Annotated in this window: 21 protein-coding genes; 13 read left to right on the plus strand and 8 right to left on the minus strand. The window is 52.8% G+C overall.

The genetic code is table 11. The features are described 5' to 3' along the window. Window positions 1–133 precede the first annotated feature (133 nt). Entirely contained in the window at window positions 134–769 is a 636-nt protein-coding gene (locus BN3772_RS23250; RefSeq protein ID WP_425280453.1) for an alpha/beta fold hydrolase, read from the minus strand. A 256-nt stretch (window positions 770–1,025) separates the two neighbouring features. Here BN3772_RS23250 and BN3772_RS23255 point away from each other — a divergent pair, with 256 nt between their 5' ends. Then, a complete protein-coding gene (locus tag BN3772_RS23255) occupies window positions 1,026–2,618 on the plus strand; it encodes a sensor domain-containing diguanylate cyclase (RefSeq protein WP_042202609.1) in 1,593 nt (530 codons plus the stop codon). Between the two features lie 494 nt (window positions 2,619–3,112). After that, window positions 3,113–3,913: a cupin domain-containing protein gene (locus BN3772_RS23265; RefSeq protein ID WP_086074723.1), complete on the plus strand. Its 801-nt coding sequence runs from the start codon at window positions 3,113–3,115 to the stop codon at window positions 3,911–3,913. Window positions 3,914–3,968: 55 nt separating this feature from the next. Here BN3772_RS23265 and BN3772_RS23270 read toward each other — a convergent pair whose 3' ends face one another. Further along, the gene (locus BN3772_RS23270) at window positions 3,969–4,961 is read right to left on the minus strand and encodes an acrylyl-CoA reductase family protein (protein WP_042202612.1); all 993 of its coding nucleotides are present in this window, start codon (window positions 4,959–4,961) and stop codon (window positions 3,969–3,971) included. A gap of 125 nt (window positions 4,962–5,086) precedes the next feature. On the opposite strand from BN3772_RS23270, the gene BN3772_RS23275 reads away from it, so the two are divergent. The 5 genes from BN3772_RS23275 to BN3772_RS23295 all read left to right on the plus strand — a co-directional run bounded on the left by BN3772_RS23275 (window position 5,087) and on the right by BN3772_RS23295 (window position 7,796). Beyond that, the gene (locus BN3772_RS23275; protein WP_042202613.1) at window positions 5,087–5,683 is read left to right on the plus strand and encodes a TetR/AcrR family transcriptional regulator; all 597 of its coding nucleotides are present in this window, start codon (window positions 5,087–5,089) and stop codon (window positions 5,681–5,683) included. Window positions 5,684–5,762: 79 nt separating this feature from the next. Then, window positions 5,763–6,308 (plus strand): ATP-binding protein, encoded by a 546-nt coding sequence (locus BN3772_RS23280; RefSeq protein ID WP_042202616.1) that lies wholly within the window; start codon window positions 5,763–5,765, stop codon window positions 6,306–6,308. 4 nt (window positions 6,309–6,312) lie between these two features. Further along, window positions 6,313–6,777, plus strand: a complete 465-nt coding sequence (locus tag BN3772_RS23285) for a hypothetical protein (RefSeq protein WP_042202617.1) — start codon at window positions 6,313–6,315, stop codon at window positions 6,775–6,777. Then, window positions 6,774–7,319, plus strand: a complete 546-nt coding sequence (locus BN3772_RS23290) for a histidine phosphatase family protein (RefSeq protein WP_042202618.1) — start codon at window positions 6,774–6,776, stop codon at window positions 7,317–7,319. The genes BN3772_RS23285 and BN3772_RS23290 overlap by 4 nt, the downstream gene beginning before the upstream one ends. Before the next feature lie 24 nt (window positions 7,320–7,343). Further along, window positions 7,344–7,796, plus strand: a complete 453-nt coding sequence (locus BN3772_RS23295) for a GNAT family N-acetyltransferase (protein WP_244444820.1) — start codon at window positions 7,344–7,346, stop codon at window positions 7,794–7,796. Between the two features lie 56 nt (window positions 7,797–7,852). On the opposite strand, the gene BN3772_RS23300 is transcribed toward BN3772_RS23295, so the two are convergent. From BN3772_RS23300 to BN3772_RS23310, 3 genes are all read right to left on the minus strand, one after another. Continuing rightward, complete coding sequence (locus BN3772_RS23300) at window positions 7,853–8,644, minus strand: ABC transporter permease (protein WP_042202621.1); 792 nt, start codon at window positions 8,642–8,644, stop codon at window positions 7,853–7,855. An 8-nt stretch (window positions 8,645–8,652) separates the two neighbouring features. Beyond that, a complete protein-coding gene (locus BN3772_RS23305) occupies window positions 8,653–9,483 on the minus strand; it encodes an ABC transporter permease (protein WP_042202623.1) in 831 nt (276 codons plus the stop codon). A gap of 70 nt (window positions 9,484–9,553) precedes the next feature. Next, window positions 9,554–10,369 carry an ABC transporter ATP-binding protein gene (locus BN3772_RS23310; RefSeq protein WP_244444821.1) on the minus strand — a complete coding sequence of 272 codons (816 nt, stop codon included), beginning with the start codon at window positions 10,367–10,369 and terminating at the stop codon, window positions 9,554–9,556. A gap of 379 nt (window positions 10,370–10,748) precedes the next feature. On the opposite strand from BN3772_RS23310, the gene BN3772_RS23315 reads away from it, so the two are divergent. Next, entirely contained in the window at window positions 10,749–11,240 is a 492-nt protein-coding gene (locus tag BN3772_RS23315; RefSeq protein ID WP_042202625.1) for a DinB family protein, read from the plus strand. Window positions 11,241–11,337: 97 nt separating this feature from the next. Then, entirely contained in the window at window positions 11,338–13,500 is a 2,163-nt protein-coding gene (locus BN3772_RS23320) for a CotH kinase family protein (RefSeq protein ID WP_042202657.1), read from the plus strand. Between the two features lie 842 nt (window positions 13,501–14,342). Here the strand turns inward: BN3772_RS23320 and BN3772_RS23325 are convergent. Together BN3772_RS23325 and BN3772_RS23330 are read right to left on the minus strand one after the other, a co-directional pair. Next, window positions 14,343–14,801, minus strand: a complete 459-nt coding sequence (locus BN3772_RS23325; RefSeq protein ID WP_042202628.1) for a DIP1984 family protein — start codon at window positions 14,799–14,801, stop codon at window positions 14,343–14,345. 93 nt (window positions 14,802–14,894) lie between these two features. Beyond that, the gene (locus BN3772_RS23330) at window positions 14,895–16,613 is read right to left on the minus strand and encodes an ABC transporter substrate-binding protein (protein WP_042202629.1); all 1,719 of its coding nucleotides are present in this window, start codon (window positions 16,611–16,613) and stop codon (window positions 14,895–14,897) included. Window positions 16,614–16,727: 114 nt separating this feature from the next. On the opposite strand from BN3772_RS23330, the gene BN3772_RS23335 reads away from it, so the two are divergent. From BN3772_RS23335 to BN3772_RS23345, 3 genes are all read left to right on the plus strand, one after another. Beyond that, window positions 16,728–18,239 (plus strand): DUF4153 domain-containing protein, encoded by a 1,512-nt coding sequence (locus BN3772_RS23335; protein ID WP_042202630.1) that lies wholly within the window; start codon window positions 16,728–16,730, stop codon window positions 18,237–18,239. Between the two features lie 119 nt (window positions 18,240–18,358). After that, window positions 18,359–19,057: a Crp/Fnr family transcriptional regulator gene (locus BN3772_RS23340; RefSeq protein ID WP_042202631.1), complete on the plus strand. Its 699-nt coding sequence runs from the start codon at window positions 18,359–18,361 to the stop codon at window positions 19,055–19,057. A gap of 374 nt (window positions 19,058–19,431) precedes the next feature. Further along, window positions 19,432–21,129 carry a methyl-accepting chemotaxis protein gene (locus tag BN3772_RS23345; RefSeq protein ID WP_052380664.1) on the plus strand — a complete coding sequence of 566 codons (1,698 nt, stop codon included), beginning with the start codon at window positions 19,432–19,434 and terminating at the stop codon, window positions 21,127–21,129. A 53-nt stretch (window positions 21,130–21,182) separates the two neighbouring features. Here the strand turns inward: BN3772_RS23345 and BN3772_RS23350 are convergent, their stop codons facing one another. After that, window positions 21,183–21,608, minus strand: a complete 426-nt coding sequence (locus BN3772_RS23350) for a hypothetical protein (protein ID WP_042202633.1) — start codon at window positions 21,606–21,608, stop codon at window positions 21,183–21,185. A gap of 462 nt (window positions 21,609–22,070) precedes the next feature. On the opposite strand from BN3772_RS23350, the gene BN3772_RS23355 reads away from it, so the two are divergent. After that, the gene (locus BN3772_RS23355; RefSeq protein ID WP_086074725.1) at window positions 22,071–25,898 is read left to right on the plus strand and encodes a galactose-binding domain-containing protein; all 3,828 of its coding nucleotides are present in this window, start codon (window positions 22,071–22,073) and stop codon (window positions 25,896–25,898) included. The last annotated feature ends 104 nt before the right edge of the window (window positions 25,899–26,002 follow it).

The following is a 26,002-nucleotide window of genomic DNA, read 5'->3' on the forward strand; positions in this document are numbered from 1 at the left end:
ACGGCATAGCCGTTTCTACTTGTCAGCTGAGCAAGAGTAACAGGTACTAATCTCTGCTGGCTTGAACAATTATGGCCGCGATCGCTTCCGGCTCTGTGTGAACCGTAGTCATATGATCTCCTCTGCCCTCAATCTATCTGAACATTCCCAAGCGGCTAGACTGCCCGGGATGCCAGCCGGTGGCGGCTTGGGGCAGTACGGCATTCTCGGTCAGATACAGGTAGCTTTTGGGAAGCTCCAGACTGTAGAACCTTTTCAAATCAAGCTTCTCAAAAGCCGGGCCGGCGGGTTCGGGAATAGCCTGTTGGAACAATGCCTGTGCCTGTTCAAGTGTAGCAGTATTCACAAACACGTCACGGAACAGAGGGAAAGGCAGCATGATTGTGTTTTTGCCAGAGGCTTTTAGCAGATTGCGGAACAGCTGCTGTATTGGAGCCGGGAACTGGTCGGCAACGCTCTGTCCATCCGGCAGCACAAAGGCATCAAAAAAGACGAGACTTCTGATCCGCTCCGGCACCTGCTCGGCAGTTTTCTGTACAACCGTTCCGCCGAAGCTGTGGCCAAGCAGAATGATGTCATGCAGGTCTTTTTCTTTTATGAAATCTACTACAGACTGAGTGACCTGCTGATGTGTAACTATAGTATTCTTGCTGTCACTGCCGTGTCCGGCATATTCGGGAGTGTAGACGGTATGGCCCATTTTCCTCAGCGCTGCTGCCGTTTCATCCCAGAAGGATGCATCTACCCGTGCTCCTTTTGCCTGCAGCAGCTGTTACAGTATTACTCAGCAGTCCTGCTATCAGGATCAGTAAGGCAGCTGCCAGAATAATTGTAATCCGGTTTGTTGTCCGCTTCATCATGCTTGGCCTCCATTTCTTTTCGAAAATCTTTTGAATGATGTCCTGAATGCAACTGAAAGATGTATAGAGTATTATCCAACTGGAAAAGAAATCTGGATGTGGATTCTCCATTCCAATCGTTTATAATTAAAGAAATATACCTGGCCGATCAGGGGGTTGAGAGAATTGTCCAGACCAGTTGCAGCAGAACCCAAACCCGGGAAGAAACTCAGCCTCACTTTGCTGCTCATGGCACTGGTGACCCTGGTGTTTCTGTTAACCACAACGATCCTGCTGATAGGTTCATATCAGTCCAAGAAGAAATCCCTTATAGAGACAACCCTTAATCTCAACTATGCTAATGCCGCAAGAATGAGTAAAACGGTCGATTCGTTATTCCGTTCGATGCGCAGCAGCCTGCTGTTCAGTGCGAATCAGATTGCCAATCTGAAAGACGTATCTCCTGAAAGTATTGATGCTTACCTGGATCTTACGCGTAACAGCAGCAATTATTTTAATTCGATTATTCTGGTTAATGCTAACGGCACCGTTCTTAATAATTCACCGGCAGAGCTGGGCATAGTGGGCAGGCAGATTACTTCCCTTCAAGTCAAGGAAGCGCTCCGCCAGAAAAAGACTTACCTGTCCTCACCGTATATTGCGTCGTCAACCGGCAGAATGCTGTTCTTTATGAGCGAGCCGTTGTATAACAAGGACGGGCATTATCTCGGACAATTAGGAGGTACGGTCTATCTGGAGGATTACAACATTCTGAATATGATATTCGGGAACAATGTTATCGACGAGTCAGGCTCGTATTTTTATATTGTCAGTGCCGAAGGACATTTGCTGTATCATCCGCAAACCGGCAGGCTGAATGAGGATGTTAGTGCAAACGAGGTTGTCCGCAATCTAAAGGCCGGCCTCAGCGGCAGAATGGAGGCTGTAAATACGAAGGAAATATCCATGCTTGCCGGCTATTCTGCAGTACCCTCCAACGGCTGGGGTGTGGTGGTGGTCTCGCCGGCGCATAACATTCAGGAGCAGCTGATGGTACATCTGAGCAAAATTGTGGCGTATACAATTATTCCTTTTGTCGTTCTGCTGTTCTGTGTGTTTGTCCTTGCGCACAGGCTAGCCAAGCCTTTTGTGGTCCTTGCGGACCTGGTACACCGGATCGGCAAAGAAAAGATCGAACTGCCTGAGCTGAAGCCCCATTGGAACCGTGAGGTGGATCTGCTTACGACTGCAGTAGTGCTTGCCTGGAAAGACATACAGGAGCATACTGACCAGCTGACTCAGGATGCAATGACGGATCTGCTCACCGGCTTGACCAACCGCAGATCGCTGGATATCAGCATCAGCCAGTCTATCGCCGCACGTGTACCGTTTTCGGTCATTGTCCTGGATGTGGATAAGTTCAAATTTGTAAATGATTCTTACGGACATCTGGCCGGTGATGAGGTGCTGCGCCAGGTGGCCGGGATTCTTGAGGAAAGCATCCGCCCCGGCGATATTTGCGCCCGATACGGCGGAGAGGAGTTTGTGCTGCTGCTTCCGCGGACTAAGCCGGAGCATGCATACACCGTTGCTGAACGGATCCGCAAAACACTGGAAGCGACTGAGGTCCCGCTGCCGATGAAGGTGACATCCTCGCAGGGCATCGCGCATTACCCTACGCATGGACGTACCAGGGAGGAGCTGCTGGGCCGGGCCGATGAGGCGCTGTACACAGCTAAGCAGAGCGGAAGAAACCGGACTGTCATATATAGCGAATAGACTGAAGAGCATCTTCCGGCCGGAAGATGCTTTTTTTGTTGAACAGGAAATTATACAATGCAAAAAAATGGGGATAACTCCGATGGAAAATAAAGGAGGGGGGACGTGAAGAACCAGGAGACATGGAAGAAACGACCTGATACCAACCCCCACATTGTATTCGTTTTTTCGCATACATTTGGCCAGTTTACCCTTATGGTGGCAGAATGTATTCGTTTTTTCGCATACATTGGGCTAGTTTGCCCTCTTGGTGGCCTATTGTATTCGTTTTTTCGTATACATTAGGCCAGGGTATGTGCCTATATTCGCTATTTCAATACAGCTGCCAGAAGTCAGCAAATTAGGTTCTTAAGTACTCTATATAGATCCACTCTTCGGGTGGATTTGTTCTTGAATACAGGTAGCATAGCAAATTAATCGTCACCCGGGCATAGGCAGATACATATTCTACCCCAGAAAGAAAAAAACGGGCTCAAAGAGAGGAAGAAGCGAAAATGACTTCATACATGGATTACAAGTCTCCGAACACACAATTTACGGCAGATATGAACTGCAATCTGCTGTTTAAGAAGGATGACTGCAACTACATTAACGTACTGGGGATCAAGCAGCTGAACACGCTGGATAACATCTCGCTGCTGGATATTTTTCTGAGCAAATCGAATGTGGTTGAACCGCATTACCATCAGAATGCCGCTGAGCTTGTATATTGTATATCCGGTGCAGCCGTGGTATCCCTGCTTAATCCTTTTACGAATGAGCTGCTCCATTTCCCGGTTACTCCGGGCCAGGTGGCGAATGTGCCGCAGGGCTGGTGGCATTATGAGATTGCAACAACGGACTGTACGCATCTGCTGGCAATCTTTAACGCGCCTACGCCTGAGGTTATTCTGGGATCGGATATCTTAAGTAAAACACCGGCCAATGTGCTGGCACATACTTATTGCCTGAATGAGGCTATGGTAAAAGAAACACTGGCTCCGGTGAAGCCGATGACGTTCATCGGACCGCCTGCAGACTGCTGTGAACCGCAGAAGGCTGCTGCCGAAAATGTTCAGGCTGCCGCCAATATGGCCCCTAATATAGCTCCTAACATGGCCCCTAACATGGCTCCGGTAATGGCAACAGCGAATATGCCTTATTATATGCCTCAGCCGTCGTCTGTTCAGGGCTTTGGATTCCAGCCGATGAATACTCAAGCCTACTACCAGCCATATGTGCAGCAGCCTTACCGCCAGCTTCCATATACACAGGGGACTCCGGCTTATGCTAATGCCGGAACAGATAACGAATAGCAGCTGCTGACGCAAATAGCCTCCCGTGCTTGCGAAGACCCGGGAGGCTATGGTGCTAGGACAGGCGGACAACCACTCTGCCTCTTGTATTTGATTCAAGGATATCAGCCAGGGCAGCCGGAAGCTCAGCCAATGTGATCTCCCGGTCAACCAGCGAATCCAGATTGTCCGGCTTCAGGTCACTAGCCATCCGCTCCCAGATGAGGGTCCGCTTACCGGCAGGGCAGGAGACAGAATCAATGCCCAGCAGGCTCACCCCGCGCAGAATAAACGGCATTACCGTGGTCGGTACTGCGGTCCCTGCGGTTAATCCGCTGGCGGCTACCGCTCCGCCGTAAGCGATCTTGCTCAGCACGGCTGCAAGAGGGCTTCCGCCCACGGAGTCAACAGTAGCCTGCCAGAGCTGCTTGTCCAGCGGCTTCACGGCCGCGCCGGCTACGTCCTCGCGGGAGATCACTTCAGCTGCGCCTAGCTGCTGCAGATAACCGGCTTCTTCCGTTCTGCCGGTGCTGGCAGTCACCTGATAGCCCAGCTTGGCCAGCATGGCAACCGCGGTCCCGCCAACACCGCCGGTTGCACCGGTCACCAGCACTTTGCCTTTATCAGGAGCTGCGCCGTGATCTTCCAGCGCCTGGATGGACATCGCAGCGGTGAAGCCGGCTGTCCCGAAAATCATCGCTTCACGCAGGCTTAGCCCGCCAGGCAGGGGAATGACCCATTCAGCGGGAATGCGGGCATATTCACTGAAGCCTCCATAATGCGAGACGCCGATCCCGTAGCTCGTGGCAATTACCGGCTGGCCCGGTTGAAAGCGGCTGTCCTCTGAGGACACGACGGTTCCGGACAGGTCAATACCGGGGATGAACGGGTAATGGCGGACAATATTTCCGTCTGGAATACTGGCAAGTCCGTCCTTGTAATTAACACTGGAGTATGCAACCTTGATCAGCACGTCTCCGGCCGGCAGTTCATTCATCGTGAGCTGCTTGACCTCAACGCTGAAGTCTTCCTTTTTATCTACAACTAAAGCTGTAAAAGTCTCAGACATGTTATTTTCGCTCCTTATGCGCAATCAGTATACTTAATATTTATTCTGACCGGTCAACTTTTTTATAGCTATGATATAATATACATTAAATTAAGCGGACAATCACGCTACACAGCGGAGGTCGTATGGTAAAGTACAAGAAATCCGATGAAAAACGCAAACAGATTCTTTCGGCCGCGTTCCGGTCTCTGTCAGAGCACGGTTATGATGCGGTGACCCTGCAGACCATTGCGGATTACGCAGAGGTCAGCAAGGGAGTAGTCCACTATTATTTTGCGAGCAAGGAAGCCGTACTGGTGGAGCTGCTGGAATGGCTGACCGGCAAAATATCCGCGAGGGAGAGGGCAGCGGTAGCGGAGCAGCATACAGCGGAAGGCAAGCTTGCCGCATATATTGATTCTGCGTTTGCCGGTCCGGTGCAGAACCGTTCATTTTACCGTGTCTATCTGGATTTTCTATCAAGGGCAAGCCGCAGCCCGGTCTACCGGGAGATCAACCAGCGGTTCTATGACAGCTGTGCGGGTATCAGTGCGGAGGTGCTGCTGCTTGGCCAGCAGGAAGGGATTTTTAATCAAGAGCTGACACCTGACAGGGCCGCCCCGGTCATCCGGGCGATCATTGACGGCTGCCTGATCCAGTGGCTGATGGCCGGCCGGGATGAGCTGCATGCTGATTTTAAGGATTCATGTTATGCGGCGGTAAGGAAAGTTCTTAGCGTGTAGCTAATGGTTACATTTTTGCAGAATCTGATCACTTATTGTGTGTTAAATTATGGATAGTTAAGACACTCAGGAGGTGCTGATGAAGCGCAGAATACATATCATGGGGGCCTCAGGATCCGGAACCAGTACACTCGGGCAGGCACTTGCCGGCCGGCTTCCGCACAGGCATCTCGACAGCGACGACTATTTCTGGGAGCACAAGTATACGAAGCAGCGCGATATCATTGAGCGGCTAAGCAGGATAACATATGATCTGGACCAGCATGAGCCCTGGATTCTGTCCGGGGCGGTGTGCGGCTGGGGAGACGGGTTGCGGTCTTATTTTGACCTGGTAATCTTCCTGTGGATACCTCCTGAGCTTAGGCTGGAGCGGCTGAGGGCCAGGGAATATGAACGTTACGGGACGGAGAGTCTGCCGGGCGGAAGCAGATATGAAGATGTGCAGGCCTTTCTGGAATGGGCAAGCCTGTATGACACAGCAGGGCCGGAGGTACGGAGCCGGAAGCTGCATGAGGCGTGGATGCTGGAGCTGGACTGTCCCGTTCTACGGCTGGAGGGAGACTTTCCGGTTGAGGAACGGGTGGAGGCTGTATTAGACTACTTATCCTGTGGAAAGGAGGGCTGAGGCTATGAGACGGACTACGGCGGTACGAATCCTTTTACTGAACGGGTTTATCGCGGTGCTGCTGCTCCTGGCTGCCTGCAACAACGGCACACTTCATCAGACCTACACTTATTCAGGAGAAGGGGAACACTGGTCAGCCATCTATAGCGAGACAAATACGGAGAAGCCTGTTATCTCAGAAGGAAAAGCAACGTATTATCAAGCTTCCAGTGATTACAGCTTTCAGCTGGCCTATAAAGGGGAAGCCAAAGATCTTAAGGAATTTAAGCAGTTCACATACGGATTCGAGGCGCCTCGCCACAGCTCCAGGCAGTCGATGGAAGGGCCGGTAAGAATGGAATCTCTGCACATGTACGGCTCAAGCAGCGGTTCGTTGAACCGGGGGCAGGCGGTCATTACGGTAAGTGTGGAGTGGGATGGACAGAAGGAGCAGTTCGTGCTGCAGACAGACGGCGATGAGCCGGAGTGAGGCTTGGACTGGTCAGGCACTATAAGGTGCTGCATCCGCCGCTGCGGGGCTGGGTGACAGGAGGTCAGTTTAACCAGTGGCTAACGGAGTATGATGAAGCGGAAATTCTCCCGGGGGATTGTATAGGGTATACACACAGCTGGGATTACTGCATAAGCAGTGATCTTTCAAGAGCTGTACATACTGCCCGAAGGATATTCTCCGGTGATGTGAAGTATAGTCCGGAGCTTAGGGAAATTGGCATAGCAGCAGCTTACGGAAGCTTGTCCGGCCTCAGGCTGCCTTCCGTGTGCTGGATGGTGCTCGGCCGGCTGCTGTGGCTGACCGGTCATGCTTCACAGCCTGAGAGCAGGCGGGAAGCTTCACGGCGTGCTAAGACAGTGCTGGATAACATGGAGTCGATGCCAGAGCACACAAGTGTGCTGCTTATAACGCATGGCGCGTTCATGAAGCTGCTGGAAAAAGAGCTGCGTCGCAGAGCCTATACGGGCCAACGGATGAACCATCCGCGAAATGGACAGCTTTATGTATATGAGAAATAACATCTGCCTTCGTAAGGGAGAGTCATGCCAACCATGGTAACGATTAAAGAAATTGAGACGGATTCACTGGCGGAATTAAATGAGCTGTACCGGGAGCTGACTGGCGAGCTGACAGACCCGGCCAGGCTCGGGGAGACGTATGCATCCGTTAAGGCTGACAGCAGATACATCTTGTTAGGCGCCTATGTAGACGGGGAACTGCTGGGCTCGCTGATGGGCATCCTCTGCCAGGATCTGGTCGGGGAGTGCCGGCCGTTTATGGTTATTGAAAATGTCGTGGTCTCTGCCCGTGCCCGCCGCCAGGGCCTTGCCAAGCAGCTGATGACCGCGATCGAAAAGCTCGCCTGTGAGCGTAATTGCTACTACATCATTCTCGTCTCCGGGGAGAAGCGCAAGGAAGCCCACGTCTTCTATGAGAAGATGGGCTACCGGGAGGAGCGGGTGGAGGGGTACCGCAAGCATCTGAGCTCTCATTGAGCCGGCAGACGCCAAATAACCATTTAATAGTGAAGCTGATCACCGCATACAGGGGGTCAGCTTCCTGTGCTTTTGTAGTGCCTTACGCCAATGCGCCAGACCAGCAGCGAGAGTCCGAGAAAAGCCGCCCCGGCGGGAAGTGACAGGTAGCCGAGCCATGGCGGATAATTCCAGCCGCATACTGCCGCAGCCGGATAGAAGCTGATGAACAGCATTGGCAGCATAAAGCTGAACACCGATTTCAGCACCCTTGGCATATAGGGCTCCGGGCAGCGGGTAATCTGGTAACTTGCATTGGTCAGCAGATAGATCCAATCCAGTCCCTTTATTGTGAAAAAAGCGAGCCCAGAGGTCAGCACGAACACTCCGCAATACATGACACAGCCGCCCGCGAGCGCCATAATGAGAATTACGGTTTTGCCGAGCGTCAGCTGCACTCCAAGCTCATTAAGCGCCCAGCCTGCTGCGCAGATTCCTGTGATTGGACGGACGAGCCGGTGCAGATGGAAGCGGGAAGCGGCAACCTGTATGAACAGGGAGCGCGGCCGCAGCAGCAGGCGGTCGAAGTCACCGGAACGCAGCAGATGCCAAGGAAAATAGTCAAAGCCCCTGCATAAGCTCTCCGCAAGTCCGAAGGAAGCCACCGCCAGCGAATAGACAAGAATAATATGGGCAACGCTCCATTCCCCGATATTGCCAAAGCGGGAGAACAGCAGGACTGTAGCAATCGGGTCTGAGACCACGACAACCAGCACCTGGATCAGCATCAGCCACCAGCCTTTATATTCCATGCCGGACAGCAGATGCATCCGCAAATATTTGAAATAGATTTTACTTTCCGCAATCATATTGTTACTCACCCTCCCTGGACAATAATGTTCTTCAGCTTACGGTTCATGATCAGCCGGCCTGCCGTGATAAAAAGAGTACTCCAGATACACTGCAGTCCAATTGCAGGCAATGCTGCAGCCGGCGGCATACTGCCGATATACAGCTGGCCCGGAATGTCGGCGAAGCCGCCGAACGGCTGAAGGTAAAGAAAGGTCTGCATAAAGTCAGGCCACAGCCGCAGCGGAAGATACGTCCCGGACAGAATTCCGCTCAGCAGCAGAAGGATATGGCTCGGACCGTCACCCCAGGTAACATTCAGCCGGATTGCCGTCACAAGCATCGCAAATGAGGAGCAGAGCACAAAAGCCATAACGACTGAGAGCAGAAAGCAGAGCAGTCCGGCAAAGGACTCAGGAGCACTCAGCGCATAAGCGGCGGGCATCAGCAGACCGGTCAGCACGGTAGCGACACTGCGGATCCAGGAGGTGCCCAGCTTGCCGGCCGAGCTTTTGACGAACCAGTGGGTGTACAGATTCATTGGCCGGCACAGCTCTATCCCGACGTCGCCGTTGTTGATCTTGCCCATAATTTCACCGTCAATACTCATCGTCTGCAGCACGAACAGCCCCTGGGCGATCCACACATAAGAGATCGTCTGCGGCAGGCTCATCCCGTTGTTGTTCCATGAGCCATGTTCGCTATATGTATAAAAAACAGTAAACAGCACGCACTCCAGCAGCGCCCAGAACACTCCAACCACTGTTCCCGAAATGGCCGATACCCGGTACTGCAGGCCTTCAGCCATCCGTATACGGAAGAGGGAGGCTGAGGCCCGGCAGGTATTTTTAATGTCCATTGCAATTGTACACCTCCAGAATTAGATAAGATAGAATTAACGGCACCTTTATGAGGCTATGCCCGTCAGGTTATGTAAGTGCCAGATCGTTGTACATGGCGGCTATCATTGCATCGGTGTTGACCTTCATCACTACCTCAGGAGCGTATTTCTCCTGCAGTCCGGCCAGCTTGCCGTCATAGAGCAGTGTACCGTGCCCGATTACCATCACCCGCTCACACAGTGCTTCAATGTCATCCATATCATGGGTAGTCAGCAGCATAGTAACCCCGTGCTTACGATTTTCTTCCTTCAAAAAATGGCGCAGGGCCAGCTTCGATACCGCATCAAGGCCGATTGTCGGCTCATCCAGAAACAGAATGTTCGGCCGGTGCAGCAGCGCTGCCACCAGCTCACAGCGCATCCGCTGTCCCAGCGAGAGCTGGCGGACCGGTGTCCGCAATAGCGCTTCCACACCGAGTGCCGCCGTTAGCTCGTTCAGCCTGATTGTGTAATCACCGGGGGGAATTGCATATATATCCTTCAGCACATCAAATGAATCTGCCACCGGCACGTCCCACCACAGCTGCGACCGCTGCCCGAACACGACACCGATTTTTGACACATGCTCCACACGGTTCATCCATGGCACTTTGCCAAGGATGGTGCATTCGCCGCTGTCCGGTGTCAGAATTCCGCTCATTACCTTAACAGAGGTGGATTTGCCGGCGCCGTTTGGGCCGATGTAACCCACCAGCTCCCCCTCCGCAATATCAAAGCCGATCCCGCCGAGCGCCTCCACCTCCGTCACATTCCGCATAAAGGCTCCCTTCAGGAGCCCCCATTTGCCTTCCGGCCGTTTGTACACCTTGAAGCTTTTCTTAATATCCCTGAGTGTAATTTGCATTTGCTCCGCCTCCTTAGCGCAGATGATCATACCATTATGGGGATGGATGGGACAGCGGCGCATAACACCCTGTAGTGCCATCACTGTTAGCAGCGGGGGAGTAAAGGTGCTTTTTTCTCTATTTTCCATAAAAATGCTTGCCAGGTTGACATTTCCGTGCTATATTAATTTTATAGTTAACGCAGGAAAACTAGATGTTTTTTTGTATCATATACATATGAATTATCTTACCGGTAACCTTGGTTGCCGGTATTTTTGCGTTGTCCGGGGATGGCGGCAGCTGCACTGGTATTATCATTATTTTTACCGGGCACGAATTCCGGGTGTGATAGACTGGAGCTACAGGGAAGAATCAAATTATGACTATCGGAGGGTTAAGATGCAGACATTGTTCCGCTATAACTGGATGGTCCGTGAAGAGTGGTATAAATGGTGTGAGACACTGAGTGAGGAGGCGCTGCTGCAGCCGAGGACAGGCGGAGCCGGCGGAATTCTGAAGACGCTGTTCCATATTGCGGATGTGGAGTGGAGCTGGATTATGGCGATGCAGGGCAAGCCTGATTTTGAAGAGGATTTTGCGGAATACAGCACCTTGGGTAAGGTAAAAGAGCTGGATGCCCGCTTCCGGCCGGAGGTTGAAGCATTTGTGCTGGGCTGGCACGAGGGGCTGGAGCGGAATGTTTATGTGGATAAGCGTTATGAAGGAGCTCATGTGACCGATGCCTGGGGTGAGATTATGCGCCATATTATTGCTCACGAGATCCATCACACCGGGCAGCTGTCGGTCTGGGCGAGAGAGCTGGGGGATAAGCCGGTGTCGGCCAATGTGATTGGACGCGGGCTGCGGGAAACGTTGCCGGGTGAGGAATAGCGGGGAATTCAGCCTTCTTTCAGGTTCATATTTTAAGCTTTTACACAGGCTTTACAAAATATGAATCTGCATAAGAGGAGGAATACACGTTTTGAGAATGAAGAGTATGTTCAAAAAAATGATGCTGACGACACTGTCACTTGCGGTGGTAGCATCGGTTGGAGGCGTTACCGGCAGCCCGTCTGCCGCTTTTGCCGCTGAGGCAGGGGTAAGCCAAGCCTATGAATCCCTGTTCACCCCGGATAAAGTGATTAATGTGAAGGTGACGATTGACGATGAGGACTGGGAGAGCATTCTGGCAAAGCCCCTGGAGAAGGAATATAAAAGTGTAACGGTGGATGTGGACGGCACGGTGCTGGAGAATGTCGGCTTTTCAACTAAGGGTAACCTGACTCTGAAATCAGTGGCGGCGATGACGGATTCCGACCGGTACAGCTTCCGGCTGAAGTTCGATAAGTATGACAAGACACAGACGCTCTTGGGCCTTGATAAAATGGTGCTGAATAACAGCTATTCGGACCCGTCGTTCCTGCGCGAGTATCTGCATTATGAAGCACTGCGGGCGATCGGTGAGGATGCGCCGCTGACTGTGTTCACGAATCTGTATATCAACGGTGAATTATATGGCTTCTATATCGGCGTTGAATCTGTGGATGACAGCTATCTGGAGCGTAATTTCGGTGAAGGTGCAGACAGCGGTGTTCTGTACGATACAGAAGAGAAAAGCTATCTCCAATATGAGGAGGATGGCGATTACGAAACTTTGACCTATGACACCGGCACGAAAGATGACAAGGCTTCGCTCAAAAATTTCATCAGCGTGCTGAACGCTATGCCTGACGGCCAAAAAGGCGATATTGAGAGTGTGCTGGACGTGGATTCCGCACTGAGATATATAGCCGCAAATGCAGTGCTGGGCAACTATGACAGCTATAACGGCGATAAAGGCCATAACTATCTGCTGTACGGGGATGCAGCCGGTAAGTATACCGTCATTCCCTGGGATATGAATATGAGCTTTAACGGGTATTCCACCGGAGGCGGCGGGGGGAGAATGCAGGCTGCAGCCGGAACTGCCGCTGCCGGTACAACGGCTGCTGCCGGAACGACAGGGACAACTACTGGAACCGCAGCAGTAAGCGGAACATCGGGCACAACGGGTACAGCTGCAGCTTCATCGGCTGTCAATGCGGTGACTGCTTCGATCGACACGCCGACACTCGGCATCAATGTGGATCAGGTGCCGCTGATCGGCAATCTGCTTGAGGTGCCGGAGTACAAAACCAGGTATAACGGCTATGTCTCTGAGCTGGTTACGTATCTGGAAGGTATCCAGGACCGCATAACAGGACTTACCACTCTGATCAGACCTTACGTTCAGGCAGATCCGACTAAGTTCTACACGATGGATCAGTTCGAGAACAATGTAGCCTATACAGCCGATACGGGAGGCAGCGGCGGCATGATGGGCGGCGGAGGCGATATGACGCCTCCGGACGGTACGAATGGAACACCGCCAGCGCGGCCAGATGCAGCAGCCGGACAAGCCGGAGCTGCTGATGGAACAGTACCGGCAGGAGGTACAAGTAACGGAACGGCACCGGCAGGAAGCGCAAGTAACGGAACGGCACCGGCAGGCACTTCAGCAGCAGCTGGAGGAACAGAAGCTGCCGGTCCGGGAGCCGGCGGTAATGCCGGGATGTCCGGCGCAGGCGGACAAGGCATGGGCACCATGGCCGCAGGGTCGCTGATGACCTTTGCCCTGAACCGGCTGGCCAATCTGCAGGAGCAGCTGGGTCTGGAAGTTACGCCGCTGCCGGAGGTGGTTGCAACCAAAGGCAGCACGGCAGCAGCAGGTGCAGCCGGATCAACAGCAGCGGCCTCTTCTTCCGGCAGTAAGGCGATTACTGTTAAGCTGAACGGAACAGCAGTAAGCTTCCAGGATCAGCTCCCGCTGAACAAGGACGGCCGGGTGCTGGTGCCGGTCAGTGCGATTTTTAGTGCGCTTGGCGCTGAAGTGACCTGGGATCAGGCCGCGAAGAAGATCACTGCCGTTAAAGGCAGTACGACCATTACGATGACTATCGGCAGCAAAACGGCTTACGTCAACGGAACAGCTGTCACACTCGATGTCCCTGCCCAGATCATTAACAACCGGACATTAGTACCAGTGCGCTTTATATCCGAAGGCTTGAATTTGGATGTAAAATGGGACGCTGCGGCTCAGACCGTTACAGCAGCGGATAAAGCTGCTGAATAGTTCAGACCAGTTAGTAGAAACGGGGCTGGAGTCGCTCGCGATGAGCTGTATCTGGTAGAGTCGCTGCAATGAGCTGAATGTGGTAGAATTGCCGCGATGAGCTGGAAGTGGTGGAGTCGCTGCGATGAGCTGTATGTGGTGGAGTCGCCGCGATGAGCTGGAAGTGGTGGAGTAACCGAGCTGAGTTGGAGGTTGTGCGTTAGTTCATCTGGCGCTGTTGCATCAGTCGATGAGAATTAGCTGGAATTAAGTCATCTAATTCGGGCCAGCATCCCTTGAAAAGGAGATTAGTTGGAAAAACGTCAGCTAATATCGCCCTTTTCGGCTCCAACAAGGGGATTAGCCGTAATTAGGTGAACAAAATCCAATTAATTACTCTAAATGTTGATGATTGGCAGAATTAGGCGGACAAAATCCAACTAATTGCTGGGAGCGACGCACGGCCCATACAAAAAAGCAAGGAGCGAGGCAGCGCCTCGCAAACATGCTGGGAGCGACAAACCGCTTCGCACAAACATGGTAGAGTGGCGCAACCCGTCCCACAACAAAGCGGCAGCCGGAAGGAACACTTCCGGGCTGCCGCTATTTTTTATACAATTTAAAGCTAACAAGTCCCCGAACCCGCCCTCACCGGAATCATACATCAGCACATGGTAGTTAACATTAAAAGAAATTCAGCCTGGTTACATGCTAAGCGCACTCTTGTTACATTATTGGGCTAAGCATTAAGTTGTGCAGATTTGGCCCGGCATCTGCTTCAAGGTCCAACTTACCCGGTTGGCGGGTTGTGCTCACCTGTATGTGTCCGGCTACCAACTTGCTATACAGTCTGACATCCTTCACTATTCCAGCAGATCTGTACTCCAGTTCTTCTCCTGAATGCGGAAATCCAGCTCACGGTACTGCTTGGACAATTCATCGACGTCCTTCTGCAGGGAGGTCACCTCAATGGTTGTATAGAACTTTACCTCCTGCCGGCCGTAACGCTCCTGCTTAATGGAGGCCTCATTAAGAAGCTCGTTCAAAATATTACGGTGCTGCATAATCCGCTCCCGTTCCGCCAGCGCTTCCGACAGGGTCAGGTCTGCACTAAATGGACTCAGGGAGTTCGTCTTGTTGATCTTCTTGACCCAGACGGCCAGCTCATCCAGTGTATGCTTCAATTCCTGAAGCAGCTCAGCAGGCGGCTCTGAAGGCTGATCGCCTTCCTGAACCTTGATGACTCTTCCCAGGCGCTGCTTCAGCTGCGCCACCTTCCGCTGGCAGTCTGCCCGCAGCACAAGTGCTTCCGCTAGTCTCATTCTAAATCCCCTCCGCTATAAACATAGTAACTCTAATATACCAAACCGGAGTTATATTTACCAATATACTATTGACGTTGACGGATTCTGGAATCACAGCTCAGGCGGAAACCACAGATGCCGCAGATCCACCCAGCCCTGGCTGTTAAAGGTAACCCCGCGGACAGAGGGGAGGTAGGCGGTTTCGGCAGGCTTTTCGTACAGGATATGCAGCTGATGCTTCTGCCGCAGCCTGTTCTCAATCTCCTGAAAGCCAGCTCCCCTTGCCAGGCTGTCCGGCTCCCGGGCGATCAATCGCAGCCGTCCTTCTATATCTGCCCGCACGGGCAGCTCCAGATGCTGTACCATAGTTGCATAAAGATCGAATAGCCGCAGCTGCTCATCCTGATCACGCAGCAGCGAGAAGACGATCAGGTCTGCCTGCAGGCGGACCGGGCCTTTGAATTCCTCCGGTGAGACGGATAAGACATGACAGGTGTAGCCGCAGCTGTTAAGCTTGGCAGCCACTGCTTCTGCATCTCCGGCATACTGCGGGATAGTTGCAATCTGCAGCATTGGTTCTTCCTGTGCAACAACCTCATTACCCGGCTGAACCGTCTCGACCTGCGGTCTTCCCGCTACTTCATCACCTGAGGCTATTGGGCCGCCGAGACACGACAGTACGTCTGCCCGGACCAGCGGATCGCTGAGCGGACCTTTTTTCTTCGTATTGCAAGTCACGAATTTGCGTACGGAATACTCCGAGTGAATCCGGCTCCAGGCAGCTGAACCGCCGGAGGACGGATTATGGATGATATGAAAGGCAGAGCTTGTCTCAGGTGCAGCTTCAGCAATATTCCACGGGACATGAAGGATTTCAACCCGGTCCAGATGCGCACGGCCCTGAAAATAGTAAGGGAACACCTCCAGCGTACATAAATCCTCGCTCATCTCCACCAGCTTGAACGGTCCTGTACCTGCCGGCCTGCGTCCGAAGCTGCCGGCAAAGGCGGCCTCCAGATCACGCGGAACAATCGCTGCCCGGCTGGTGCAGAGAAAGGGAAGGAACAGCTCATTCGGCTGCTTGAGCACGAAGCGCACGGTAACCGGATTAAGTGCCTTCACTTCCCGGATGTCCTTAAAAATTTTGCTGTACAGCATCCGCTGCGAGGTATTCATCATCCGCTGAAACGAATAAACGACGTCCTCGGCGGTGAGCACCTTACCGTGATGGAACAATACATCCTTACGCAGATGAAAGGTCCAGATGCTGCGCTGTGCGTCTGCATCCCAGGCATGCGCAAGGCCGGGGTTGATCCGTTCCTGTCCTCCGGTGCGGGTGACCAGCCCGTCAAAAACATGGCTGGATACAAAGGATTCAGCCAGCAGATTCATATACAGGGGGTCCAGATTATGCAGCTGCTGCCTGACCGGAAGCCGCAGTGTATCGATCCGCTTATCGCTGCGCAGCTCCGAATGATGCCCGAAATAGGCCAGCAGCCAGCCCTGCAGCGCATCCTGCAGGGAGGAGGAGCGCGCGTGCCCGCGGATGCCTTCAATAGAGCTGCGGATATCACTGCTGCTGATTGCCTGCTTCATGGAGCTTAATGCAATTTCTTCGGCGTCCGCAAGGAATTTCAGGGAAGAACGGCGTCCGCGGCCCCGGCTCGGGGTCCAGCAGATCCAGCCTTGCTCTGACAGCTTGTTGATGACATGCAGTGCGTTACGGTGAGTGCAGCTCAAGGTATGGGCAAGCTCATCCAGTGTAACGGAGGCTTCTTCTGCTCCCCCATGCTGTGAATGCAGCTTCAGAAATTGGCCGTGCAGCTTCATTACAGAAAGCTCCCTTCAATAAAATAGGAAATGAGCAAATTATTTTTTCTCTTTTTCTTCTTATTTTACCAGCTAGAATTAGTATGAGAAAGTAAAAAACTGGAGGGTATTCCCATGAATAAGAAAGTCCCCGTTATTCCGAGGTCTGCGCTTTCCGCGCTGGCTGCGGCATTGCTGCTGGCAATCGTGCACCAGTATTTATTTTATGGACATATGCCTGGAGTTTCGTATCCGATCTTTGTTGTGTTGTTCTATGGTTTTATGCTGTACTACGCGAAGGAACAGCTCCGCCCGCTGAAATGGTTCGATTATGTATGGCTTGCGGCCATCTTTCTGCTGGCAATGACCTTTATGCTGTTCTCGAACTGGTTTTTCTACGGACTTAATTTGCTTGCGCTTCCAGTCTTGATCCTTTTACATATGACCTATCTGCTCAGCTACCGCCGGCCTTCATGGAGCGGAATTCAGCTGATCGGCGCTGCGCTGGAGCATTTTTTTGCCCAGGGTCCGCGCCACTGGCCTACAGTGTTTACCACAATCCGCAAAACGGGCGGAGAAGGCATGAAAAGCGAGCATAAACAGATCTACCTCAAAGTGCTGGCCGGGCTGCTGCTGTCCTGTCCGCTGCTGCTGATTGTCGTTTCACTGCTCTCGTCGGCGGATGGTGTATTTAATGAGCTTCTGAATACATTTCCTGATCTGCTGGAACGGATCTCATTTGGTGAAGGCTTTGGCCGGTCGCTCTGGAGTGTGGCGCTGGGAATCGGCCTGTTCAGTTATTTAATGGGTTTTGTTGCCTATAAACGTACGGAGCGGCAGGTTATTGTGCCGAAGGAAGGTGAGCCGCAGCTGGAGCCCTTCGAATTGTCCGTTGACCCGGTAATTATTACTACTGTCCTGACAGCGGTGAATGCAGTCTATGTGCTGTTTGTGAGTGTACAGTTTTCCTACCTGTTCGGTGCATGGGAGGGGGCTTTGCCGCAGGGGAGCACGTATGCCGATTATGCACGGAGCGGATTTTTCGAGCTGATTATGGTGACGGCGATTAACTTCTGCCTGCTGCTGCTGTCTCTGCTTGCCCTGCCCCGGGCCAAAGCCAGACTGCTGTCCGTCATCCGTATCCTGCTGTACATTCTGGTTATGTGTTCGGTAGTGATGCTCTATTCGGCGTATTCCCGGCTCACGTTATATGAAGAAGCTTACGGCTATACAGAGATACGCTTCCTGGTGCATGCCTTTATGATTTTTCTGGGTCTGCTGCTGATTCTCGCTGCCGTACGGATAAGCAAGACCGATTTTCCGCTGATAAAATGGTACGTGGCACTCGGCCTGCTGTCCTATGTATTCATGAATTACATCGGGATGGACCGGATTATTGCTTCCCAGAATATTGCCCGGTATGAGGCGGCAGGGGATATGGATAAGTATCATCTGACCGGACTGTCCTGGGAGGCGGTTCCGCTGCTGATCAGCTTCAGTAAAGAGAATGATGATCTGCTCAAGCAGGAGCTTAGTGAGAAATGGACGAATCAGCGCGGGGAGGCGCAGCAGGAGTGGCCGTCCTTCAACATGTCCAAACACCGGGGACAGCAGGCGCTGCGGGATTATATCCATTCGTTAAAATAACCTTGAGGCAGGCGCTCTTACGATATTGTGCGGGATTGTGTTACAGTAAGGGCATCATGTTGGTGCTCCCGCGCGGAGCATAACCTTGTATAATTGCAGGTGCTCAAGGAGGAAATACAATGCAGTCCATGATTGATCCTGAAGCTGTCCGGCGGCTGGCGGATAGAAACGGTCTTGGTAAAATATTCAGCAGCACTGACATTGCTGCAATGGAGCTTCGGCGCTACGGGGACGGTGAAGTGATCTGCTCGGTCGGGGACCGGCTGGAGAGCATGTTCATTCTGATGGAGGGCAAGCTTAAGATTCACACGCTGCTGCCCAACGGAAAGTCAATGCTGGTGCGGTTCGCTAGGCCGATGTCGGTGATCGGGGATGTGGAGCTGCTGCGGCAGTATCCGGTCAAAAATGAAGTCGTGTCCGTCGGCAGCAGCCTGCTGCTTGTGGCCTCGCGGAAGATGCTCCTGCGGGAGCTGGAGGAGAATACGGCGCTGCTGCGTTTTCTGATGGGGGAGCTGAGCCACAAAATGTATACCCTCGGCCAGACCTCGGCACTGAATCTGCTCTACCCGGTGGAGAACCGGTTTGCCAGCTATCTGATGTCCCTGTTCGAGGAGACGGTCGGCGGCCAGCGGGTTGAGGAGATCCGTACCTCAAGCTTAACGGAGACGGCTGATCTGCTCGGCACAAGCTACCGGCACCTTAACCGGATCGTCCGGCGCTTCATCGACGAAGGCATTATCGAACGCAAGCGCGGCAGGCTGAGTGTGGTGGATCAGACCCGGCTTGCTCAGCTGGCTAACGGAAATCTGTATGAATAATTAAGGTTTAAGAGAAAGACCGCTGTACCGGTATTTGACCGGGGCAGCGGTCTTTTTATAAATATTACGCCAGAATGTATATGTTTTACGCCATCCATAATCCTTATCTTTCTCGCAGGAACGGTTACCGCCTTCTCTGAAGGACGGCATAGCCGTTTCTGCTTGTTCAGTATTGATATACACTTTCAGTTAACGTTCAGTTTATGCTCAGGCGGATTTAAGGCTGATTTAAGGCTGACCGCGTAGGATGACAATATAGAAGGAAGCAACACCATCTGATAGACAGGAGGACATGCACTGGGGCAGAAGTGGAAGATACATATGGAACAAGAAACTACCGGTATTACTGACCACATCACAGGGAGGCAACATTTATGCTAAAAGGAATCAGGGCTAGAATCCTCATGGGGTTCGCTGCCGTCATCCTCGTCTTTATATTGGCAATCGCCGGAAATACACTCTTTCAGGGCAAAGCAACGATGCAGACAGACCAGATTAACCGGAATTACAGCAAGCTGACACGGGTTCAGGAGCTGACGGATAAGATCCGCACGGCAGACGGTTTGGCAGCCAGATACGTGATGAGCAACACTGACGATGAGCGGACCAAGTATCTGACAACGTATGAAGCCGTGATTCCGGAAATCACAGAAGCAATCACAGAGCTGAAAAACGCCGGATTGAATGAAGCAGAGCTGTCTGGAATCACGAATCTGGAGAGTGAGTGGAGCAACTATCTGACAGTGCTGGAGAGTGCCTTCGCAATGGCGAAGGAAGGAAATTTCCCGGGTGCGCAAAAGGAGTTCACGAACCTGTCGCTGGATACCATTATTGAATCGCAAATCGTATTTGAGGAAGTTTTGACCACAGAAATAACGGCTGCACAGAGCCAGGCGGCCACGCACCGCGGTTCAGCAATGGGCTTCAGCTTTGGTGTAACGGGACTATCGGTGCTGCTGGCGGTGCTGATTGCGCTCCTGCTGTCAGGACGGATTCTGAAGCCGATCCGAGATGTTAATAAACAGCTGCAGGAAATTGCCGAAGGCAGGGCTGACCTGACCCGTAAGCTGACTGTCCGCAGCAGGGATGAGATCGGTCAGCTGGCGCATACCTTTAACCAGATGACAGGCAATCTTGGCAGCATTATCGGCCAGGTTAGCCAGTCGGCCGACAGTCTGGCTGCATCCTCCTCCAGGCTGACCGCGGACAGCGGAATGACGGCTGCAGTGACTGAGAAGATCGCCGGTATTATGGGCAGTGTAGCTTCCGGTACGGACAAGCAGATGAACGATCTGCAGACCAATATGACGACCATTGTGGAGATGTCCGCTGCAATCCAGCAGATTGCCTCTAGCGTTCAGGATATTTCCGATGCCTCAGTTCGCTCCGCCGAGTACGCCGCTTCAGGAGACGAATCGCTGCAGGCAGCTGCCCGCCAGATGGACACTATTAATGCCTCCATTGCCTCGTTATCACAGCAGGTTATGGGCTTTGTAAACCGATCGCAGGAGATCGGCAGTCTGGTGGGAGTCATCAAAGGCATTGCCGCGGAGACGAACATACTGGCGCTGAATGCGGCTATCGAGGCGGCGCGGGCCGGTGAGCAGGGCAGAGGGTTTGCGGTAGTCGCAGATCAGGTCCGCAGGCTTGCGGAGCAGTCCGGTGAATCCGCGAATCTGATTGCCGAGATGGCGGCAAGCATCCAGACGGAAGCTTCCGGCGCAGTAGCAACCATGAAGCTCAGCATGAGCGAGGTGGAGGATGGAACGGGTATTATCGGGAATGCCGGACATGCCTTCGGGGAGATCCGGATTTCCATTGACTCACTGGCCGGTCAGGTGCAGGAGGTCTCCGGAGCGGTCGAGGAGATCACGGCTGCCACTGATGAGATTGTCGAGTCCATCCGTAAGGTCACTCAGATCTCGGAGACAACCGCTTCCAGCACCCAGCATGTCTCCGCCGCTTCCCAGGAGCAGATGGCTTCCGTGGAACAGATCGCTTCCTCAGCCAGCACGCTCAGCACAATGGCCCAGGGTCTGCAAGGGCTGGTGGCCCGGTTCAATATTGCCTGAAGCTGCCCGTAGAATAAAGAACGGGAGACCCTGCCTGATAAGCAGGGTTTTTTCTATTGTTGCTCTTTTGCAGCACGAAGGAACCTCAGGTCTTTAATCAGGCCGATGGTAAAAAAGACGGCAGTCAGTATCAGAGAGACCGGTCCCGTAATGAAGATCAGCCAGAAGACCGTACCGCCGTTGAAGGCGGACAGGCATATCAAAGAGATGAAGTTAACAACGAAGATGATAACCGGATAATTCAGCCAGCGCAGAAACCGGATTCTTTTGACCCATTTGAATACGATGATCAGGTATACAATCAGTGCGGGTGTTGTCATCAAAAAATAAGGCCACACTTCTTTGCCCTCAGGTACGCTTGCCTCACTGAAAAAGTTATGCGAATCACCGTACGGAATAACGGCGAAGATAAAATACAGGATAACCGCAGCAGACACCGCCAGCATGCAGAAATCCGTATTTTTGTGTTTAGCTGTCATAAATTGTCCTCCTGATCTTGATTACTCTATTATTCTGGACAGTAGAAAGAATTCCTTCCAGAGAGTTGTTTTGCACATACTCCAGATAGGATCGGTCATCGACTGCTACCCTCCCATAACTTATATTATTACCATAATCAGTTAGTTGATAGTCTAATCATAAGTTCGGTCTGCTGATCCTGCGATTGCGGCTTTTGTTCTGCATGTATACGCAAAGGACGGGCCGTTCTTTTTGTTGTGTATGCGGAAGCCGGACGGTGGACGCAGCGTACAGGGGACAACGGACTAACAGCTGACCCGGGAGGGGATAAGGCAAGAAGGTTTTGTAAGCGCATTCTTTATGAAGCGGATACACACATTCTTAGGAGGTGTCTGAACGTGTCAACGGGAACCGGAGCTTCTTTTAAAAAATCATTATGGATCTATAGCCTCATTGCTCTGCTGCTTATTGGACAATTCGGGATGATTCCGGCTGTAAGCGCCGCTGCGGGAAATCTGGCCCAGGGGAAAAGCATTACAGCAAGCTCAGTCGGTGATATATATGCGGCTGGGAATGCGAATGACGGTAATCAGGGGACGTACTGGGAGAGCGCGAGCAATGCTTTACCGCAATGGATCAAGGTCGATCTTGCAGCTGAGAGCAGTGTTAACCAGGTTGTACTCAAGCTCCCCGCAGGCTGGGAGGCAAGAACGCAGACGCTGTCCGTCCAGGGGAGCATGAATGATTCCTCATACAGCAATCTGGCAGCATCCTCAAGCTACGTATTCAATCCGGCGGCGGGCGGAAACAGCGTGACGATTAATTTCACCCCGGCTGCAGCCAGATATATTAAAATCAATTTCACTGCCAATACCGGCTGGCCGGCTGCCCAGATATCCGAGCTGGAGGTTTACGGTACAGCCGCTGCAGCACCGGGAACGTATGAGGCAGAAACGGCTGCTTTAAGCGGCGGTGCCAAGGCCAATACTGATCACAGCGGGTATACAGGCAGTGCTTTTGTAGACGGTTACCTGACGCAGGGAGCAGCTGCCACTTTTACGGTAACTGTAGCCGGGGCAGGGAATGTTGATGCGGCACTAAGGTATGCGAACGCCACGGGGAGTGCCAAGACCCTCAGCATCTATGTCAATGGAACTAAAATCAGACAGACAGTGCTCCCCAGCCTGGCTAACTGGGATACCTGGGGAGTCAAAAATGAAACTTTGGCACTGAATGCCGGGTCCAACACGATTGCTTATAAATATGACCCGTCTGACACCGGAAATGTCAATCTGGACCAGCTGGTACTCACGGCCTCAACTACTCCTACAGCAGCTCCTACAGCCAGTCCGACAGTGGCACCAACTATTGCTCCAACAACAGCCCCGACTGCGGCGCCAACCATTGCTCCAACGCCTTCTCCAACTGCAGTGCCTACACCGACATCAACACCGGTTTCCACACCTACAGCTACTGTTACTCCGGGACCAACGGCTACGCCGACTTCAGGGCCTTCCTCAAATCTGGCTATAGGAAAAGCTGTCAACGCCTCATCTTCTGTCTTTACCTTTGTCCCGGCTAATGCCAATGACGGCGATGTGACCACTTACTGGGAAGGCGCAGGCGGGAGCTATCCGAATACACTGAGCGTGAACCTTGGTGCCGATGCCAATATTACCTCTGTGGTTGTGAAGCTGAATCCGGCTTCTGCCTGGGCAACCCGCACGCAAACTATAGAGGTATTAGGCCATAATCAGACTAATGCGGCATTCTCTACGCTTGTACCTTCAGCGGCCTATACTTTTAATCCGGCCAGCGGCAATTCAGTGACCATTCCGGTTACCGCTAAGGCCAGTGAGCTGCAGCTGAAGTTTACGGCCAATACCGGATCAAGCGCCGGCCAGGTGGCGGAGTTCCAAATCTTTGGAACACCGGCTGCCAATCCGGATCTGACAATAACATCATTGGTCTGGAACCCGTCCGCTCCTGTTGAGACTGACAACATTACACTACATGCCACAGTCAAAAACGCGGGAACTGCAGTGTCCCCGGCGACGAATGTAAACTTCTATCTGGGAACAGCACTTGCGGGCACGGCACAGGTGGGTACGCTTGCCGCCGGTGCTTCAAGCACTGTATCTCTGAACATCGGGGCGAAGGATGCAGGAACTTATGCAGCAAGTGCCAAGGTGGACGAAGGCAACACGGTGATCGAGCTTAACGAAGGGAATAACAGCTACACAAGTTCGTCTTCGCTGACTGTCGTACCGGTGTCCAGCTCCGACTTGGTTGCCGGAGCGGTCAGCTGGTCTCCGGGAAATCCTGCGGGCGGCAATATTGTAACCTTCACGGCAGCGATTAAAAACCAGGGGACAGCCGCATCGGCCGGAGGAGCACATAATATAACACTGACCCTGACAGATGCAGCGACGAATGCAGTCATTAAGACATTGACCGGCTCTTATAGCGGCGTTATCAGCAGCGGTGCTACAACAGCACCGGTTACCCTGGGCACCTGGACTGCGGTGAACGGAAAATACAACGTAAAAACGGAAATTGCCGTAGACGGAAACGAGCTGCCGGTCAAGCAGGCCAACAACACCGAGACGCGTCCGCTGTTCATCGGCCGCGGAGCCAATATGCCATATGACATGTATGAAGCAGAGGACGCCGTTACCGGTGGCGGAGCAGTTAAGCTGGCAGCAAACCGCAATATCGGCGACCTGGCCGGCGAAGCGTCCGGCAGAAGAGCGGTAACGCTCAATACAACCGGGAGCTATGTGGAATTTACCACCAGAGCCAGTACCAATACACTGGTAACCCGGTTCTCCATTCCCGATGCAGCCGGCGGTGACGGCATCAGCTCAACCTTGAATATTTATGTCAACGGGGTTTTTACTAAGGCGATTAATCTGACCTCCAAATACGCCTGGCTGTACGGCTCCGAGACCAGTCCGGGCAACCTGCCAAGTGCAGGCTCCCCGCGTCATATTTACGATGAGGCCAACATTATGTTTGACAGCACCATACCGGCCGGGAGTACGATCCGCCTGCAAAAGGATGCTGCCAACACCTCACAGTATGCCATCGACTTCATCAGTCTGGAGCAGGTTGCGCCCATAGCGAATCCTGATCCGGCCAAATATGCCGTACCAGCGGGCTTCACCCATCAGGATGTACAGAATGCCCTGGACAAAGTACGGATGGATACAACCGGCAAGCTTGAAGGGGTGTATCTACCTGCAGGCAATTATGAGACGTCCAGCAAATTTCAGGTGTACGGCAAAGCGATGAAAATAATCGGTGCCGGCCCGTGGTACACCCGGTTTTATGCTCCAGCCAGCCAGTCCAATACGGATGTCGGCTTCCGGGCAACTGACTCCGCCAATGGATCTACGTTCTCAGGCTTCGCTTATTTCGGCAATTACACCTCGCGGATTGACGGTCCGGGCAAAGTATTCGACTTCGCCAACGTCGCGAATATGACGATTGACAACATCTGGACCGAGCACATGATCTGTATGTACTGGGGAGCGAACACGGATTACATGACCATCCGCAACTCCCGGATCCGCAACACCTTTGCAGACGGCATCAACATGACCAACGGCAGCACCAATAATCTCGTTTCCAATAACGAAGCGCGGGCAACCGGCGATGACAGCTTTGCGCTGTTCTCGGCGATTGATTCCGGCGGTGCTGACATGAAGGACAATGTGTATGAGAATCTGACATCCATTCTGACCTGGCGTGCGGCGGGTGTTGCGGTATACGGCGGTTATGCCAACACGTTCCGTAATATATACATTGCAGACACGCTGTGCTACTCGGGCATTACGATCAGCTCACTGGACTTCGGCTATCCGATGAACGGCTTTGGCGCTTCGCCAACGACGAATCTGCAGAATATCTCGGTTGTCCGCGCAGGCGGCCACTTCTGGGGCTCGCAGACCTTCCCGGCGATCTGGGTATTCTCGGCGTCCAAGGTGTTCCAGGGCATCCGCGTCAGTGATGTGGATATCATTGATCCGACCTACCATGGCATCATGTTCCAGACCAACTATGTCGGCTCGGCCCCGCAGTTCCCGGTAGCGGACACGGTCTTTACCAACATCTCCATCTCGGGAGCCCAGAAAAGCGGCGATGCCTTCGATGCCAAATCAGGGGTCGGCATTTGGGTCAACGAAGCGGCAGAGCAAGGCCAGGGTCCGGCGGTAGGGTCGGTTGTATTTAACAACCTGAAGATTACCAATACGGTGACACCGATCAAAAATAACACGTCCACGTTTACGATCACAGTCAATCCGTAAGCTGCTGTTCCATACAGGGCCGTTTCCCGGATGCACCGGGGAGCGGCTTTTTGACGCTGGGCAGTGAGTACGCCCGAGCTGATGATTCGTTCATTGCATGAACC

This window comes from Paenibacillus camerounensis (assembly GCF_000723885.1).
Lineage (GTDB): Bacteria > Bacillota > Bacilli > Paenibacillales > Paenibacillaceae > Paenibacillus_AQ > Paenibacillus_AQ camerounensis.

What these genes read in the sequence shown, in the direction of transcription:
- BN3772_RS23265 (WP_086074723.1), top strand. Translation starts at nt 3,113, where the DNA reads ATGACTTCATACATGGATTACAAGTCTCCGAACACACAATTTACGGCA.
- BN3772_RS23270 (WP_042202612.1), bottom strand. Translation starts at nt 4,961, where the DNA reads ATGTCTGAGACTTTTACAGCTTTAGTTGTAGATAAAAAGGAAGACTTC.
- BN3772_RS23275 (WP_042202613.1), top strand. Translation starts at nt 5,087, where the DNA reads ATGGTAAAGTACAAGAAATCCGATGAAAAACGCAAACAGATTCTTTCG.
- BN3772_RS23280 (WP_042202616.1), top strand. Translation starts at nt 5,763, where the DNA reads ATGAAGCGCAGAATACATATCATGGGGGCCTCAGGATCCGGAACCAGT.
- BN3772_RS23285 (WP_042202617.1), top strand. Translation starts at nt 6,313, where the DNA reads ATGAGACGGACTACGGCGGTACGAATCCTTTTACTGAACGGGTTTATC.
- BN3772_RS23295 (WP_244444820.1), top strand. Translation starts at nt 7,344, where the DNA reads ATGCCAACCATGGTAACGATTAAAGAAATTGAGACGGATTCACTGGCG.
- BN3772_RS23300 (WP_042202621.1), bottom strand. Translation starts at nt 8,644, where the DNA reads ATGATTGCGGAAAGTAAAATCTATTTCAAATATTTGCGGATGCATCTG.
- BN3772_RS23305 (WP_042202623.1), bottom strand. Translation starts at nt 9,483, where the DNA reads ATGGACATTAAAAATACCTGCCGGGCCTCAGCCTCCCTCTTCCGTATA.
- BN3772_RS23310 (WP_244444821.1), bottom strand. Translation starts at nt 10,369, where the DNA reads ATGCAAATTACACTCAGGGATATTAAGAAAAGCTTCAAGGTGTACAAA.
- BN3772_RS23315 (WP_042202625.1), top strand. Translation starts at nt 10,749, where the DNA reads ATGCAGACATTGTTCCGCTATAACTGGATGGTCCGTGAAGAGTGGTAT.
- BN3772_RS23320 (WP_042202657.1), top strand. Translation starts at nt 11,338, where the DNA reads ATGAAGAGTATGTTCAAAAAAATGATGCTGACGACACTGTCACTTGCG.
- BN3772_RS23325 (WP_042202628.1), bottom strand. Translation starts at nt 14,801, where the DNA reads ATGAGACTAGCGGAAGCACTTGTGCTGCGGGCAGACTGCCAGCGGAAG.
- BN3772_RS23330 (WP_042202629.1), bottom strand. Translation starts at nt 16,613, where the DNA reads ATGAAGCTGCACGGCCAATTTCTGAAGCTGCATTCACAGCATGGGGGA.
- BN3772_RS23335 (WP_042202630.1), top strand. Translation starts at nt 16,728, where the DNA reads ATGAATAAGAAAGTCCCCGTTATTCCGAGGTCTGCGCTTTCCGCGCTG.
- BN3772_RS23340 (WP_042202631.1), top strand. Translation starts at nt 18,359, where the DNA reads ATGCAGTCCATGATTGATCCTGAAGCTGTCCGGCGGCTGGCGGATAGA.
- BN3772_RS23345 (WP_052380664.1), top strand. Translation starts at nt 19,432, where the DNA reads ATGCTAAAAGGAATCAGGGCTAGAATCCTCATGGGGTTCGCTGCCGTC.
- BN3772_RS23350 (WP_042202633.1), bottom strand. Translation starts at nt 21,608, where the DNA reads ATGACAGCTAAACACAAAAATACGGATTTCTGCATGCTGGCGGTGTCT.
- BN3772_RS23355 (WP_086074725.1), top strand. Translation starts at nt 22,071, where the DNA reads ATGATTCCGGCTGTAAGCGCCGCTGCGGGAAATCTGGCCCAGGGGAAA.